General features: G+C 75.5%; 8 protein-coding genes and 1 pseudogene. 7 read left to right on the forward strand and 2 right to left on the reverse strand.

Annotated elements, in window-relative coordinates; genetic code table 11:
- The first annotated feature begins 39 nt into the window (after positions 1–39).
- Positions 40–921, forward strand: a complete 882-nt coding sequence (locus tag ACSU53_RS26595) for a hypothetical protein (RefSeq protein ID WP_437031715.1) — start codon at positions 40–42, stop codon at positions 919–921.
- Between the two features lie 64 nt (positions 922–985).
- Positions 986–5,866: a hypothetical protein gene (locus ACSU53_RS26600; RefSeq protein WP_437031717.1), complete on the forward strand. Its 4,881-nt coding sequence runs from the start codon at positions 986–988 to the stop codon at positions 5,864–5,866.
- Between the two features lie 469 nt (positions 5,867–6,335).
- On the opposite strand, the gene ACSU53_RS26605 is transcribed toward ACSU53_RS26600, so the two are convergent.
- A complete protein-coding gene (locus tag ACSU53_RS26605) occupies positions 6,336–7,079 on the reverse strand; it encodes an IclR family transcriptional regulator (RefSeq protein WP_437033424.1) in 744 nt (247 codons plus the stop codon).
- 445 nt (positions 7,080–7,524) lie between these two features.
- Positions 7,525–8,175 (reverse strand): hypothetical protein, encoded by a 651-nt coding sequence (locus ACSU53_RS26610; RefSeq protein ID WP_437033426.1) that lies wholly within the window; start codon positions 8,173–8,175, stop codon positions 7,525–7,527.
- A gap of 553 nt (positions 8,176–8,728) precedes the next feature.
- Here ACSU53_RS26610 and ACSU53_RS26615 point away from each other — a divergent pair.
- The 5 genes and pseudogenes from ACSU53_RS26615 to ACSU53_RS26635 all read left to right on the forward strand — a co-directional run bounded on the left by ACSU53_RS26615 (position 8,729) and on the right by ACSU53_RS26635 (position 17,063).
- Positions 8,729–11,938, forward strand: coding sequence for a nitrate- and nitrite sensing domain-containing protein (locus ACSU53_RS26615; RefSeq protein ID WP_437031719.1), 3,210 nt, complete (start codon positions 8,729–8,731; stop codon positions 11,936–11,938).
- Positions 11,935–12,369 (forward strand): roadblock/LC7 domain-containing protein, encoded by a 435-nt coding sequence (locus ACSU53_RS26620; protein ID WP_437031722.1) that lies wholly within the window; start codon positions 11,935–11,937, stop codon positions 12,367–12,369. Before ACSU53_RS26615 ends, ACSU53_RS26620 begins: the two co-directional genes overlap by 4 nt.
- Positions 12,370–12,378: 9 nt before the next feature.
- Positions 12,379–12,774, forward strand: a complete 396-nt coding sequence (locus tag ACSU53_RS26625) for a DUF742 domain-containing protein (protein WP_437031723.1) — start codon at positions 12,379–12,381, stop codon at positions 12,772–12,774.
- Between the two features lie 24 nt (positions 12,775–12,798).
- Positions 12,799–16,474 (forward strand): annotated as a pseudogene (locus ACSU53_RS26630) (hydantoinase B/oxoprolinase family protein); the annotation flags it as partial.
- On the forward strand, positions 16,458–17,063 hold the full coding sequence (locus tag ACSU53_RS26635; RefSeq protein ID WP_437033427.1) for a GTP-binding protein: 606 nt from the start codon (positions 16,458–16,460) through the stop codon (positions 17,061–17,063). The pseudogene ACSU53_RS26630 and the gene ACSU53_RS26635, both read left to right, overlap by 17 nt.
- Positions 17,064–17,110: the final 47 nt, after the last annotated feature.

A 17,110-nucleotide genomic window follows, 5' to 3' on the forward strand; every position in this document is an offset into this window, starting at 1 on the left:
CCGCAGCGACCCCCACATCCACACCGAGGAGCCCCGACCGTGACCGAGCATGCCGAGTGGAGCGACACCGAGACCGGTGCGGTGGCCGCCGGCGGCGCCGTCACGCCCGCCGACGCCGCCGACGCGGCGCGGCTCGTCGCCTTCGGCCTCCAGCCCAAGCTGCAGCCCGCCCGCGACCAGGAGTACGCGGACCTGCTGCGCCGCTACCGCGAGGACCCGCCGTTCGCGCGGCTCGCCGATGCCGTGGCCACCGGCCTCGGCCTGGTCGTGCTGGAGGTGTCGCCCCGCGCGGGCATGGCGGTGACCGCGGCCGAGGACTCGGTGTTCGCCGTCCGCATGGGCGACTACGCGCGACGCACCTCCGCCGACGGCGGCGACCGGTTCCTGCACGGACTGGCCCACCTCGCCGTCGCGGCCCTCGCCTTCCCCCGCCCCGAGGACCTCGCCGACGACGGCTACATCGGGCGGGTCACGGTCAACGGCGTGGACGCCTTCGTCCGCCAGGCCTGCCGCCGGCTCGAGGAACGGGCCGCCGAGCAGGGCGAGATCACCGACCCCGCCAGCGACGCGCCCGGCCTGGAGGCCGCCTGGCGGGTGTGGGCCCGGCGCAGCGCGACCGGCGCCACCAAGGACGCCCGCCGGCTGGCCGGCTCCACCACCGGCATCGTCGCCAAGGCCGTCACCTTCCTCACCGACTCCGGCTTCCTGCAGCGCACCGGCGACGACGGCGGCGGCACGTACCGCACCACGGCCCGCTACCAGCTCCAGGTGCGCGACATGGCCGGCAGCGCCGCCCTCGCCGAACTGCTGGAGCTGGGCGTCGTCCCGGTCACCGACGGCACCCCCACCCTGCTGCCCGCCGAGGACGGCGACGACCTGGACCCCGTGGCCGACGCGGGCCTGCCGTTCCACTCCGCCTGACCGCCTGACCGCCCGACCGCCTGACCGACCGCCCCCCACTCACGACGCCTCACGAGAGTCCGCCATGTACGAGCTGTCCCGGGTCCGCCTCTACTCCATCGGACCCGCCGGTGCGCGCTACGCCGACACCGTGCTTGACCTGCGCGGCGTCGGCGGCACCGTGCCCCGCCCCGCCCCCACGCAGGCGGAGTTCTTCGAGGAGGAGCCCGTCGGCCCGCCCCGCCGGCCCGCGCCCGCCGGAGTGCTCTTCCTGGAGAACGGCGGCGGCAAGTCCGTCCTGCTCAAGCTGATCTTCTCGGTGATGCTCCCCGGCCACCGCAACACCCTCGGCGGCGCCAGCTCCGGCGTGCTGCGCAAGTTCCTGCTCGCCGACGACTGCGGTCACGTGGCCCTGGAGTGGCAGCACGTGCAGACCGGTGAATGCGTCGTCGTCGGCAAGGTCAGCGAATGGCGCGGCCGCCAGGTCTCCAACGACCCGCGCAAGTTCGCCGAAGCCTGGTACTCCTTCCGGCCCGGCCCCGGGCTGAGCCTCGACAACCTCCCCGTCGCCGAAGCCACCGCCGTACGGCCGCCCGTGGAGGGGCAGTCGGGCGCGCGCGGCCGGCGCCGCACCATGAAGGGCTTCCGGGACGCCCTCACCGAGGCCGGAAAGACCTACCCGCACCTGGAGGTGCACTGGGAGGAGATCCACGAGCGCTGGACCGAACACCTCGGCGACCTCGGTCTCGACCCCGAACTCTTCCGCTACCAGCGGGAGATGAACGCCGACGAGGGCGAGGCCGCCGGACTCTTCGCGGTCAAGAAGGACTCCGACTTCACCGACCTGCTGCTGCGCGCCGTCACCGACACCCGGGACACCGACGGACTCGCCGACCTCGTCGGCGGATTCGGCAACAAGCTCGGCCGGCGCGCCGAACTCATCGCCGAACGGGACTTCACGGCGGGGTCCGTCGACCTGCTCGGCCGGATCGTCGAGGCCGCCGACGCCCGCGCCCGCGCCCGCGAGATCCACACCGCCGCCGAGCGCCGCACCCGCACCCTCGCCCGCCGCCTCTCCGCCCGCGGCGCCCGCGAACGCCTGCGGGCCGCCGACCTGGCCCACCGGGTCACCGCCGCCGCCCACACCGTCACCGAAGCGGGAACGGCCCGGGAGCACAGTGCGCTGATCGCCGCCGAACTCGCCTACCGGCACGCCTCCCTGGCCCTCGCCGCCGCCGAGAAGTCGGCCGCCGCGCAGAAGCGCGAACTCGCCGACGCCCGCACCCTGCACGCCGCCTGGCAGGCCGCCGAGGCGGTGCTCAGGCACCGCGCCGCCGCCGACCGGGTGGCCAGGGTGTCCGCCGCGATCCAGGAGGCCGAGCGGGACGCGGCCCCGGCCCTCGCCGCCCGCACCCGGGCCGCCGTGGACCTCGTCCGCGCCCTGCACGCGGCCGCGCGCGACGCCGAGCAGCTCGCCAACGAGGGCGACGAGCGGTCCGCCGCGCTCCAGGAGGCCGGCGACACCGCCCACCGCGACTCCACCGCCGCCGCCACCGAGGCACAGCGCGCCCGCAGCGAACTCGGGCACCTCAAGCAGCGCCTGGCCGAGGTCGAGCAGGAGACCGCCGAGGCCGTCCGGGCGGGCTGGCTCGACGACAGCGCACCCGACGCCGACCCCGCCCGCGCCGCCCTCGCGGCCAGCGACGCCGAGAAGACCGCCGTCGAGGCATGGGACACCGCCCGCGAGGCGGCCCGCCGGGCCGGCGAGCACGCCCGCGAGGCCGCGGCCGCCGAGGCCCGCGCCGAACTCACCGCGGCCCGTGCGGCCGACGCCGCCACCGCGGCCGAGCGGGCCCACGAGGCCGAACGCCGCACCGCCGCCGCCCTGGCCGCCGAGGAACGGGCCGCCGAACTGCTGGGCCTCACCGGCGGCACCGCCCGGCCCCCGGTCCCGCGCCCGCGGCACGACACCGACGCCGACACCACCGCCCACGCCGCCCCGGCCGAGGGCACCCTCACCGCCGAGGAGCTGGACCGCTTCGCCGACGAGCTGCGCGCTCTCCTCGACGACACCGTCTCCTCCGCCGAGCGGCAGCTGTTCGAGCTGCGGACCGCCGCCGCCGACGACGCCCGCATCCTCGGCGCCCTCGGCGACGGTGGCCTGCTGCCACCCGGCCCGGACGTCCTGGCCACCGTGGAGTTCCTCGGCGAACACGGCATCCCCGCCCTGCCCGGCTGGCGCTACCTCGCCCAGGCCGTCGACCCCACCGACCACGCGCGGGTCCTGGCCGCCCGGCCCGAGCTGGTGGACGGCGTCGTCATCACCGACCCCGGCTCGCACGCCCGCGCCCGCGAAGTCCTCGGCGACGCCGCCCTGCTGCCCCGCTCCGCCGTCGCCGTCGGCACGGCGGCCGCCCTGCTCGCCCCGGCCCCGGCGCCCGGCACGGACACCGGGGACGTCTTCCTCGTGCCGCCCAACCCGGCCATGCACGACGAGCACGCCGCCGACGAGGAACGGCAGGCGCTGCGCGCCCGGGCCGCCGAACGCGACGAGGAGATCCGGGCCCTCGCCGCACGGCTCGCCAAGGACCGCGAGCTCGCGGCACGCCTCGCCTCCTGGCGCAGCGGCTGCCCGGCCGGCCGGCTCGCCGAACTCGCCCGGGCGGCCGACGAGGCCCGGACGTTCGCCGCGGAGGCCGAGGCGGAGCTCACCGAGGCCCGTACCGTGCGCGCGGAGGCCGAGGAGGCCGCCACCGAGGCCGCCCGGGTGCGTGACGAACGGCAGGAGGCCGCCCAGAAGGCCCGCCGCGCCGCCGACGCCCTGGCCGGCCTCGCCTTCCGGCTGCGCGAACGGGCCGGCTGGCAGGCGAAGCTCCGGGAACTGGCCGACGACGCCGCCGAGGCCGAGGCCCGCGCCCACACCTGCCTGGAGCGCGCCCGGGCCGCCGACGAGGACCGGCGCGCGGCACAGCGGGCCGCGGACGACGCCCGCCGCACCGCGCGCGCCCTGCGCGCCGAACGCGCCGAGATCGCCGGGGCATCCGACGACGTGTCCGACGAGCTGCCCGACGGGACGGCGGACGGCGCCGACGGACCCTCCGCCGACCCCGCACAGGACGACCGGGCCCCGCGGAGCCCCCGGGACACGCCGCCGCAGGCGTCCCTGCCGGCGCTGCGCGAGGCCTACCGGGCCGCCTCCCAGGTGTACGAGAAGGTCGGCGTCGGCGCCGACCTGCGCGCCGAACAGGCACGGGCGGAGAGCGACGAGAGCGCTGCCCGAGCGGAACTCGACCGCCTCAGCAACAAGGTCCGCAACCGGGCCGGGCAACTGCTCCAGTCGCCCGACGGCTCCGACGGCCCCAGCCGGCAGGCCGCCGCCGCCCGTGCCGAGGAACTCGTGCAGCTGCTGGAGACCCGTATGTCGGCGGCGAGCGAGCAGCTCGGCCGTCTGCGCGGCGAGGCCGAGCGGCTCGCCCCCGACGACGGCGGGGAACACACCGCGCTCCCCGAGGACCTGACCCCCGGCGACGCCGAGCACGCCCAGGCCCTGCTGCGCACCGCCACCGCCGAACTCGCCTCGCGCACCGAGGCGTTGGACCAGGCTCGGGAGGCCCACGCCGAACTCCTCGACGCCCACCGCGCCGCCGAGGACGCGGCCGGCGGCTTCGACGAGATCGCCGCCCTGCTCCGCGACCTGCTGCGGGAGCACACCCCCGACGAGGAAGCCGACGAGCCCGAGCCCTACCCGGGCACCCCCGAGGAGGCGCGGCAGGCCGCCGCCGAGGCGCGCCGCTCCCTGCGCGGCTGCGCCGCCGACCTGACCGCCGCGGAGGCGGCCGTGCGTGAGGCGAGCGACGTCCTCGTCCGGCACGCCAACTCCACCCGTTACGAGCAGGTTCGCACCCCCGCACGGCAGCAGATCCGCGAACTGCCCGCCTCCGCGCTGCCCGAGCACGCCCAGAAGTGGGCGGACGCCTTCGCCCCCCGGCTGCGCGTGCTCACCGACGAGCTCGAACAGCTGGAGCGCAACCGCGACTCGATCGTGGACCGGCTGCGCGGGCTGGTCGAGTCGGCCCTCGCCACCCTGCGGTCGGCGCAGCGGCTCTCCCGGCTGCCCGAGGGGCTCGGTGAGTGGTCGGGACAGGAGTTCCTCCGCATCCGCTTCGAGGAGCCGGACCAGGCCACCCTCACCGAACGGCTGGGCGAGGTCGTCGACGAGGCCACCCGCGCCGCCGTGCGCAAGAACTCCGACCTGCGGCGCGACGGCATGTCCCTGCTGCTGCGCGGTGTCGCGGCCGCGCTCCGGCCGAAGGGCGTCTCCGTCGAGATCCTCAAGCCGGACGCCGTGCTGCGCGCCGAGCGTGTCCCCGTGGGACAGATGGGCGACGTGTTCTCCGGCGGTCAGCTGCTCACCGCGGCCATCGCCCTGTACTGCACGATGGCCGCCCTGCGCTCCAACGACCGGGGCCGGGACCGGCACCGGCACGCGGGCACCCTGTTCCTGGACAACCCCATCGGCCGGGCCAACGCCACCTACCTGCTCGAACTCCAGCGGGCCGTCGCGGACGCGCTGGGCGTGCAGCTCCTCTACACCACCGGCCTGTTCGACACCACGGCGCTCGCCGAGTTCCCGCTGGTCATCCGACTGCGCAACGACGCCGACCTGCGGGCCGGCCTGAAGTACATCAGCGTCGAGGAGCACCTGCGGCCCGGCCTCCCCCAGCAGGACCCGGGGCAGGAGGCGGTGCACAGCGAGATCACGGCGACCCGCATGTTCAAGCGCCCGACGGCGGCACCGGGCCGGGACGACGACCACGGCCAGGGGCCCGGGCGGGGGCAGGAGGAGGAAGAGGAACAGGACCGGGGGACAGCCGGCGGGGGAGAGGTGCCGGACCGGAACGCTGTGGTGCGGGAGCAGCGGCAGGGCCCGGCTCCTGCCGCGGCCGCGGTCCGCACCGAGGGCTGACCCGTCGGCGGAGGCCGGGGCGTGACACCGAACGGGTGCCGGGCGCCCGGGCGGACGGTCGGCAGGCGTGCCCGGGCGGACGGTCGGTGGGCCCTGCCGGTCACACCGGCACCGTCACGCTCGTACAGCCTTACCGGTTGCGCCGGCACCGTCACTGCTGCGCGTCCCACCGGTAGCCCGGCACGGTCACGTGCGCCCGACCGCCGGGCCGGCCCCGTCGGCACGGTCACGCCGGACCGGCCACGCCCGAACCGTCGGGCCGCGCCGTCCGCGCCTCGCGTACCAGCGGGCCGTCATGTGCGGACCGCCGTGCCAGCGGGCCGTCATGCCCGAACCGTGGGGCCGCCGGGCTGGCCGCGGTGCGGTGGGGCTCAGCGCACCCAGCGCGCCCCCGTCGCCCGCCTCGCCGCTGAGGTGCGCCCCACCCGGTGCCCGCCGCAGGCCTGACGACATGAGACCTGACGCGACGTCAGAAGCCGTAGCCCATCCGCCGGGACAGGCCGTCCGCCGCGTCGGCCGTCCGCCGTCCCAGCGTGGGCAGGCGCTCGGGGGTCAGCCGGTAGACCGGTCCGGAGACGCTCAGTGCGGCGATGACCTTGCCCTCGTGCGACCGGACCGGCGCGGCCACGGCCGCGAGACCGAGTTCGAGCTCCTCGAGAGTGGACGCGTAGCCCTCCTCCACCACCGCGTCCACCTCGCGCCGCAGTGCGGCGGCCCCGGTGACCGTGCGCTCGGTGAACCGTTGCATCGGACGGGCCAGCAGCCCCTCCCGCAGGGTGGCCGGAAGGTGGGCGAGCAGTACCTTGCCGCTGGACGTGGCGTGCAGCGGGGTGCGCCGGCCGAGCCAGTTCTGCGCGGTCACGGCCGCCGTGCCGCGGGCCTGCATGATGTTGACGGCGGCGTCGTCGTCCAGCACCGCCAGGTTCACGGTCTCGCACAGCTCGTCGGCCAGTTCCCGGCACACCGGGACGCCCTCCTGCGAGATGTCCATCCGGACGGCCGCCGCGCCCGCGAGGCGCAGCACGCCGGCCCCCAGGCGGTACTTGCCCCGGCCGTGACTCTGGCTCACCAGGCCGCGGTTCTCCAGGACACCGATCAGCCGGGACGCCGTCGACTTGTGCACACCGACCTCGGCGGCGATCTCGGTCACGCCCGCCTCACCGTGCCGCGCGAGGATCTCCAGCACGGTCACCGCGCGGTCCACCGACTGCACCGCACTCGCCGAGCCGCCCGCCCGGGCCGACGCGGCCGCATCCGCCTCATCCGCCGTATCCGCCGCACCGGCCGAGGCGGTCGAACCCGTCGGACCGGTCGGCTCCGTCGGACCGCCGGAGAGGGTCGCGGCGTCCGGGGTCTGCGCCATCGGACCGGTGCCGTGCCTGTGGGCCTCGTCGCGACGGACCTGCTCACGCGTCGGGATCATGGCTGAAAAACTCCTGCCGCCGGGCGGCCCGGCGAGGGCGGCCGCACGGCGCGGAATCCCTGTCCCGCCCCCATTCCACCGGGTTGTCGTTGCGCACGGCGCACGGAAGGCGCGCGATGCGAACCAGCAGATTATCGGAGGAGTAGTGGCGGGATGTCCCCGGTGTAGCGCAGAGGGGCGGGCGAGCGGTCGGGTCCGCAGACCCGGCCCCGCGGGCCCGCCCCCATGCGGACGCTCAGGGGTGGGACAGCTGCCCGGTGCCGCCCCGGCGGCGTATGCGCGCCTGGGCCCGCTGCGCGGACCGTGCCTCGCGCCGGGCCCGGCGGCGCTCCCGGCGCAGCGCCCGGGCGGTGCTGCTGGGCACGGACACCACGCCGTGACGCTGGTTCCAGACCTGTCGGGTGACCCAGACGTCGAGCACCCCCCAGGTGGCCAGGATCGTGCTGACCACGCTGCTGATCACCATCGGGAACGCCAGCCACGAGCCGGCCAGGGTGCACAGGAAGGCCACCATGGCCTGGATCAGCGTCACCGCGATGACCAGCACCGCCCGAACGGCCGCCGTCCGGACCGGATCGGGCAGCCGGCGCCGGCGTGCGGGCTCCTCGACCCACAGGGGCCGGGAGAACCTGGCCGGTTCGGGCTCCGCCGGTGCGGGGCCGTGCTCCGCCGCCGCGTCCCCGTCCGGCTCGCGGACCCGGTCCGGCCGTGCGGTCCGCACCGGCGGCACCGGCTCCTCGCGGGCAGCCCCCGGACGGCCGCTTCCGCCGGCCGGGACCCGCTCGCGGCCGTGCGCACCCTCCTCGGGCGCGTCCGCCTCCGTACGGGTCATCACCTGGACCGCCCCGCCCTCCTCCGGCGCCTCGCGCCGCTCCGCCGTGCCCATCACCGTCGTCACTCCCCACCGCCGCCAGTCCGCTGCCGGATCCGCGGACCCGTACTTCCCGTGACTGCCCGGCTTGCGCTGTTTTACGCCCCCAGGTGCGGGACGCGGCTCCTGTGGCCGCTTCCGCCCCCATGTCCCACTGAGGAGGACGAACGGAACGTCACAAAGATTCCCGGCGAGGCGGAATTCAGCCAACACCTGGGCGATCGGGCCGGGATGACCCACCCGCGGCACTGGCCAGGACCGCGCGCGCCCGCGGGGCGGCACACCCGCACGGCCGGGCGGCCACCGCCCCCGCACGCGCCGGAACGGCCGGGCGGCCGCCGCCCGTACGCACCCCGGAGCGTCCGGCGGCCACCGCCCGCACCCACCCGGGAGTCCGGGGCGGCAAACGCCCGCAATGCCCGGACACCTCCCCGTCGCGCAGCGACACTTCGGACGTTCGGCCACCGGACGGGTCTTCGAGTTGGCCGCGCCTCGGTAGTAGGCTCGCGCCGTTTGTTGACGCACCTGTGCGCCCCCGGTCCGGACGGGGGCCGAGCTGGGGGAGGCCATGCGCTTTCGCGGGAAGTCCATCCGCCGGAAGATCGTGGCGCTGCTCCTCGTGCCGCTGTTGTCCCTGACCACCATCTGGGCCTTCGCCACGGTGCTCACGGGGCGGGAGGCGAGCCGCCTCTTCGACGTCTCCTCGGTGATGGAGGAAGTCGGCTACCCCGTGGAGGACACCGTTCGCGTCCTGCAACAGGAGCGCCGCCAGACACTCGTCCACCTCGCCGACCCCCGCGCCTCCGACGGACTCGCCGCCCTGCGCAGGAGCCGGGCGGCCACCGACCGGGCCGTCAGCAGCGTGCGCGCCAACGCGGCGAAGGACGAGGTGCGCGAGGCGATGGGGGAGGACGGCGGGAACCTCAGCGCGGTCCTCGACGCCTTCGACGGCCTTGAGTCGCTGCGGCGCAGCGTGGAGGACGGTACCGTCGACCGCGCCCAGGCGCTCGACCTGTACAACCGGCTCGTCGACCCCTGCTACGTCCTGCTCGCCAACCTCCACGTGGTCGAGGACGTGAACCTGGACAAGCAGTACCGGGCCCTGGTGAACCTGGCCCGGGCCCGTGAACTGCTCTCCCGGGAGGACGCCCTGCTCGGGTCCGCCCTCGTCGTGGGCCGGCTCTCCCGCGCCGAAGTGCGCGACGTCTCCGACCTCGTCGCCCAGCGCACGCTGCTGTACGAGGCGAGCCTGCCGCAGCTGCCGACCGCCGAGCGCGACCGCTACGAGAGCTTCTGGAAGAACGCCTCGTCCGCCCCGCTGCGCGTCGGGGAGGAGGCCGCCGTCGCCTCCGGCACCGGCCCGCCCCGCGGAATCACCGCCAAGAGCTGGGACACCGCGGCGGGCACCGTGCTGGAGGAGCTCGGCTCCCTCAACGACCAGGCCACCGACCGCTACCAGGACCGCGTCCGGCCCGTCGCGATGGAGGTCATCACCCAGGCCGTCGTCGCCGGCGTGCTGGGTCTGCTGGCCCTGTTGCTGTCCCTCTTCCTCTCCGTGCGCGTCGGCCGCGGCCTCATCCGCGACCTGCGGCAACTCCGGCTGGAGGCCCACGAGGCGTCCGGGGTGCGGCTGCCCGGTGTGATGCGCCGCCTCTCCGCCGGCGAACAGGTCGACGTCGAGACCGAGGTGCCGCGCCTGGAGTACGACAGGAACGAGATCGGCGAGGTCGGCCAGGCGCTCAACACCCTCCACCGGGCCGCCGTCGAGGCCGCCGTGAAGCAGGCCGAACTGCGCGCCGGTGTCTCCGAGGTCTTCGTCAACCTCGCCCGGCGCAGCCAGGTCCTGCTGCACAAGCAGCTCACCCTGCTGGACACCATGGAGCGCAGGACCGAGGACACCGACGAACTGGCCGACCTGTTCCGCCTGGACCACCTCACCACCCGGATGCGCCGCCACGCCGAGGGACTGGTGATCCTCTCCGGTGCGGCGCCCTCCAGGCAGTGGCGCAAGCCGGTCCAGCTCATGGACATCGTGCGGGCCGCCGTCGCCGAGGTGGAGGACTACGAACGCATCGAGGTGCGCCGGCTGCCGCGCGTGGCCGTCACCGGCCCCGCCGTCACCGACCTCACCCACCTCGTGGCCGAACTCATGGAGAACGCCACGGTGTTCTCGCCGCCGCACACCGCGGTGCAGGTCCTCGGCGAGCGCGTCGCCAACGGCTTCACGCTGGAGATCCACGACCGCGGCCTCGGGATGGCGGCCGAGGCGCTGCTGGACGCCAACCTCCGGCTCGCCGAGACCCCCGAGTTCGAACTCTCCGACACCGACCGGCTCGGCCTGTTCGTGGTCAGCCGCCTCGCCCAGCGGCAGAACGTCCGGGTGTCGCTGCAGCCCTCCCCGTACGGCGGCACCACCGCCGTCGTGTTCATCCCGGACGCGCTGCTCACGGACGACGTCCCCGACACCAACGGCGTCGGCTTCCGGCTCGACCGCCCGCAGCGCGCCAAGGACCCGCGGGACGGCCGGGACGACGAGGACGCGAGGAGCCGTCGCGCCGCCCTGTCGCAGAGGCCCGTGGCCCTGCCCGGACTGCCCGCGGGCCTGCTCGACGGCCCGGTCGAACTGGAGGCGCCCGTCGGCCTGGAGGCCGCCGGAACGCTGGACCCCCTCGACGGCTTCCCCGGGGCACTGGACGAGGACGGCGAGCACGGCGGGCTGTTCCGCCCGCGCCGGTCCCCGGGCCGCAGCGGGGACGAGCGTGCCGACGGCCGGCGCGAGCCGCAGCCGGAACGCCAGGAGCGCCAGGAGCGTTCGGTGGTCCCCGGCCCGGAGGACACCGAGGACGACCGGGTGAGCGCCCCCGTCCCGCTGATGCGCCGGACCAGCCCCAAGCTGGTGAGTTCGCACGGCCGGCCGGTCGGTGACCAGCGCGCCCGCCGGGAACGGGCGGGCCGCGGCGGCCCCGCCCCCGCCTCCCGCCCCGAGCGGGACGGGCTCCCCTCTCTCGCGGAGCGGCGGCGCGACGACGACGCGGCCGGGCCCGCCTCCGGCCGGCCGTACCCGGAGCCCGCCACCCCGCTGCCCAGCCGGCGCCGCACCCCGCGTCCCGCCATCGGCACGCGGGCGGAAGGACCGGCGGAAGGACCGAGGGAGTCCGGACGCGGCGACACCGGGCCGGGCGACGCCGAGCGGTCCCCGCTGCCGGCCCTGCCCGCCCGGCGCCGGGGCGGCTCCCGCCGCGCCGCCGGCGAGTCGGGCCGGGAGCGGGGCGCCCGGACGGACGACGAACCGCCCCGCACACCGCCGGACCGCGACGACGGCGCCCGGACGCTCTCCGGTCTTCCCCGGCGCGCCCGCGGCGCCACCGCCCGGCCGGGGAAGGCGCAGGGCGGCACGCCGGCGGCCCGCCCGCAGCCGGGCGGCGAGACCCCCACGGCCCCCACCGGACCCGACGCACCCGACCCACCCGGAGGATCCGGAGGACCCGAGGGCCCCGCAGGCACCCCCGGGACCGCATCACCCCGAGCACCCGAAGGACGCGGCGGAGCGCTGCCCCGCCGCGTCCGGCAGGCCAGTCTCGCCCCGCAGCTTCGACGCGACGCGGAACGGCCCGCCGGGAACACCGCACCACCCGCCGAGCGGGACGCGGACGAAGTACGCAGCCGCATGGCCTCGCTCCAGCGGGGCTGGCAGCGCGGCCGCGCCGAGAACGCCGCCGACGACCAGGACCACGGCGGACCAGCACCAGACGCGACGACTGAGGGGGACGGTCGATGACCGCACCGCACACGACCGGCCACGACGCGACCGACAAGGGGCAGCTGAACTGGCTCCTCGACGACCTCGTGGACCGCGTCGCCAGCATCCGCAAGGCCGTCGTCCTCTCCGGCGACGGCCTGGCCACCGGGGCGTCCCGGGACCTCACCCGGGAGGACAGCGAGCACCTGGCCGCCGTCGCCTCCGGCTTCCACAGCCTCGCCAAGGGCGTGGGCCGGCACTTCGAGGCGGGCAGCGTCCGCCAGACCGTGGTGGAACTCGACGAGGCGTTCCTGTTCGTCACGGCGGCCGGCGACGGCAGCTGCCTGGCCGTCCTCGCCGACGCCGACTCCGACGTCGGCCAGGTCGCCTACGAGATGACGCTCCTGGTCAAGCGGGTCGGCGCACATCTGGCCGCCGCACCGCGCACCGATCTGCCCTCCGGCGGGTAGTGGGATGACATGAGCTTCGACGGGCAGGGAAGCAGCCACTGGTTCGACGACGAGGCCGGACCGGTGGTCCGCCCCTACGCCATGACCCGCGGCCGTACCACGAGCACGGCCCAGCACCGCCTCGACCTGATCGCGGTGGTCGTCACCGAACGCCACGCCGACGACCCGGAAACCGACCCGACGCTCGCCCCGGAACACGTGGACATCGTCGGCCTGTGCCGGGACACGCCCCAGACGGTCGCCGAACTGGCCGCCGGGCTGGACCTGCCGGTCGGCGTGGTCCGCGTGCTGGTCGGCGATCTCGTCGACACCGGGTTCGTCCACGTCAACCGTCCGATTCCGCCTGCCGAACTGCCGGACGAGAGTATTCTGCGCGACGTGATCGACGGCCTCCGGGCGCTGTGAGCGGCGCGGAAGCGGGGTACTGACATGACCGGCTGGCAGTTCTGGGTCGACCGGGGCGGCACGTTCACCGACATCGTCGCGCGCCGGCCCGACGGCCGGCTGTTCACCCGCAAGGTGCTCTCCGACACCCCGGCCGCCGCCTCCCCGGGTGCCGCGGCGCCCGCCGACGCGGCGGTCGCGGGCATCCGGCAGCTCCTCGGGGACTCGGGGGAGCCGGTCGAGGCCGTCCGCATGGGGACGACCGTCGCCACCAACGCGCTCCTGGAACACACCGGCGAACGCACCCTGCTCGTCATCACCCGGGGCTTCGGCGACGCCCTGCGCATCGCCTACCAGAACCGCCCGCACATCTTCGCCCGCCGCATCGACCTGCCCGAGATGCTGCACGAACGGGTCGTCGAGGTCGACGAACGGATCGCCGCCGACGGCACCGTGCTGCGGCCGCCCGACCTCGACGCCCTGGCCGGACCGCTGCGGCAGGCGTACGACGACGGCATCCGGGCCGTGGCCGTGGTCTGCCTGCACAGCCACCTCCACCCCGCCCACGAACGGGCCGTGGGGGACCTCGCCGCCCGCATCGGCTTCCCGCAGATCTCCCTGTCCAGCGAGGTCAGCCCGCTGATGAAACTGGTGCCCCGGGGAGACACCGCCGTCGTCGACGCCTACCTCTCGCCCGGGCTGCGCCGTCACGTCCGGCGCGTCGCCGACGCCCTCGGCGGGGCGCGCCTGATGTTCATGCAGTCCAACGGAGGGCTCACCGAGGCCGGGCAGTTCCGCGGCAAGGACGCCATCCTCTCCGGACCGGCCGGCGGCATCGTCGGGATGGCACGCATGTCGCAGCTCGCCGGATTCGACCGCGTCATCGGCTTCGACATGGGCGGCACCTCCACCGACGTCTCGCACTTCGCGGGCGAGTACGAACGCGTCTTCACCACCCTGATCGCCGGCGTCCGGCTGCGCGCGCCCATGCTGGACATCCACACCGTCGCCGCCGGCGGCGGTTCCGTCCTGCACTTCGACGGCTCCCGCTACCGGGTCGGCCCCGACTCGGCGGGCGCCGACCCGGGGCCGGCCTGCTACCGGGGCGGCGGGCCGCTCGCCGTCACCGACGCCAACGTGATGCTCGGCCGCATCCAGGCGGCGCACTTCCCGGCCGTCTTCGGCCCGGACCGCGACCAGCCGCTCGACACCGCGCTCGTGCGGGACCGCTTCACCGCCCTCGCCCGCGAGATCCGTGAGCGGACCGGGGACGACCGCACCCCGGAACAGGTCGCCGAGGGCTATCTGCGGATCGCCGTCGCCAACATCGCGGCCGCGGTCAAGCGGATCTCCGTGCAGAAGGGCCACGACGTCACCCGCTACGCCCTGACGACCTTCGGGGGCGCCGGCGGCCAGCACGCCTGCAAGGTGGCCGAATCGCTCGGCATCCGCACCGTCCTCGTGCCGCCCGCCGCGGGCGTCCTCTCCGCCCTCGGCATCGGGCTCGCCGACACCACGGCCATGCGCGAGCAGTCCGTCGAGGCACCGCTGGAACCTGCCTCGATGCCGGGCGTCGAGCGGACCGCCGACGACCTGGAGGCCGCCGCCCGCGCCGAACTGCGCGCCGAGGACGTCCCGGACGACCGGATCGAGGTCACCCGCCGCGCCCAGCTCCGCTACGACGGCACCGACACCACGCTGACCGTGGAACTGGTCCCTCCCGGGGCGATGCGTCGCGCCTTCGAGGACCGTCACCGCGCCACGTACTCCTTCACCCTCGACCGCCCCCTCGTGGTCGAAGCCCTCTCCGTCGAAGCCACCGGCCGCACCGAACCCCCCGATCTCTCGTCGCTCGCCCCTCGCACCCGGGCCGCCGGGCCACCGCGGACCGTCCGGCTCCACACCGGCGGCGCGTGGCGCGACGTCCCCCTGTACCACCGGGAGGAACTCCCTCCCGGCGGGACCGTCACCGGACCCGCGATCATCACCGAGGCCGGCTCGACCACCGTCGTCGACGACGGCTGGCGCGCCGCCGCCACGGACGACGGGCACCTGGTCATGGAACGCGTGACGGTCACACAGAGTTCCGACGCCGTCACACGGGCGGACCCGGTGCTCCTGGAGGTCTTCAACAACCTCTTCATGTCGATCGCCGAACAGATGGGCGCCCGCCTGGAGTCGACCGCCCAGTCCGTCAACATCAAGGAGCGCCTGGACTTCTCCTGCGCCCTGTTCGACCCGGACGGCAACCTCGTCGCCAACGCGCCCCACATCCCCGTCCACCTGGGCTCCATGGGCACCAGCGTCAAGGGGGTCATCCGGCGGCGCGGCCCCCGCATGCGCCCCGGCGACACCTACGCCGTCAACGACCCGTACCACGGCGGCACCCACCTGCCCGACGTCACCGTGATCACCCCCGTCTTCGGCACCCGCCCCGCCCGCCCCGACGCCACCGCGGCGGACGGCGGCACGGACGAGGCGCCCGAGGTGCTGTTCCACGTCGCCTCACGCGGCCACCACGCCGAGATCGGCGGCATCGCCCCCGGCTCCATGCCCGCCGGCAGCCGCACCATCGAGGAGGAGGGCGTCCTCTTCGACACCTGGCTGCTCGCCGAGGACGGTCGCCTCCGGGAGGAGGAGACCCTCCGCCTGCTGACCGGGGCACCCCACCCCTCCCGCAACCCGGCGACCAACCTCGCCGACCTGCGGGCCCAGATCGCCGCCAACCAGAAGGGCGTCGACGAGGTCCGCCGCATGATCGACGTCTTCGGCCTCGACGTCGTCCAGGCGTACATGCGGCACGTCCAGGACAACGCCGAGGAGGCGGTCCGGCGCGTCATCGACACCCTCGACGACGGCGCGTACACCTACGAGACCGACTCGGGCGCCGTCATCCGCGTGCGCGTGGCCGTGGACCGCGCCCGGCGCTCGGCGACCGTCGACTTCACCGGGACGTCCGCGCAGCTGCCCACCAACTTCAACGCCCCGTTCGCCGTCGTCAACGCGGCCGTGCTGTACGTCTTCCGCACCCTCGTCGCCGACGACATCCCCCTCAACGACGGCTGTCTGCGCCCCCTGACGATCGTCGTGCCGCCCGGGTCCATGCTGGCGCCCGAGCCGCCGGCGGCCGTCGTCGCGGGCAACGTCGAGACCTCGCAGGCCATCACCGGCGCCCTCTACGCCGCGCTCGGCGTCCAGGCGGAGGGGTCCGGCACCATGAACAACGTCACCTTCGGCAACGACCGCCACCAGTACTACGAGACCCTCGCCTCCGGATCCGGTGCCGGCGACGGCTTCCCCGGTGCCAGTGTCGTGCAGACCCACATGACCAACTCGCGGCTCACCGACCCCGAGGTGCTCGAATGGCGGCTGCCGGTCCGGCTCGAGGAGTTCGCCGTCCGCCGGGGCAGTGGCGGCGCCGGACGGTGGCGCGGCGGGGACGGCGCGGTGCGCCGCCTCCGCTTCCTGGAGCCCATGACCGTCTCCACCCTGTCCCAGCACCGCCGGGTCCCGCCCTACGGCATGGCCGGCGGCGAGCCCGGGGCGCCCGGAGCCAACCGGATCGAACGGGCGGACGGCAGCGTCCTCCCCCTCGCCGGGAGCGACTCGGCCGAGGTCCGGCCCGGGGACGTCCTCGTCATCGAAACCCCCGGCGGCGGCGGCTACGGCCCGCCGGCCGCCCCGTCGAGCAGGAGAGAAGACCGATGATCTTCGGCCGTTCCGAGCGCGGCAAGCCCCCGGTCGAGCCCGTCACGCTCAAGATCCTCGTGGCCGGCGGCTTCGGCGTGGGCAAGACCACCCTCGTCGGCGCGGTCAGCGAGATCCGGCCGCTGCGCACCGAGGAGCTGCTCACCGAGGCCGGGCGCCCGGTCGACGACGTCCGCGGGGTGGAGGCGAAGAACACCACCACCGTGGCCATGGACTTCGGCCGCATCACCCTGCGCGAGGACCTCGTGCTGTACCTGTTCGGCACCCCCGGCCAGGAACGGTTCTGGTTCATGTGGGACGAACTGTCCGAGGGCGCCCTCGGCGCCGTCGTCCTCGCCGACACCCGGCGGCTGGAGGACTGCTTCGCCGCCGTCGACTACTTCGAACGCCGCGCCATCCCCTTCGTCGTCGGCGTCAACTGCTTCGAGGGAGCGGACCGTCACCCCGCCGAGGACGTCCGGCAGGCGCTCGACCTGGACGACCACGTCCCCCTGCTGATGTGCGACGCCCGGGCCCGCGAGTCGGTCAAGGAGGTCCTGGTCGGCGTGGTCCGGCACGCCATGACCCAGGCCGCGCGCAGCCGCCCCGCGGTCACCACCTGACGCGCCCCGGCGGCCGTCACCGGAGCCGCCGCCCGTGGTCCCGCCGC

The organism is Streptomyces sp. enrichment culture, assembly GCF_964273255.1.
Lineage (GTDB): Bacteria > Actinomycetota > Actinomycetes > Streptomycetales > Streptomycetaceae > Streptomyces.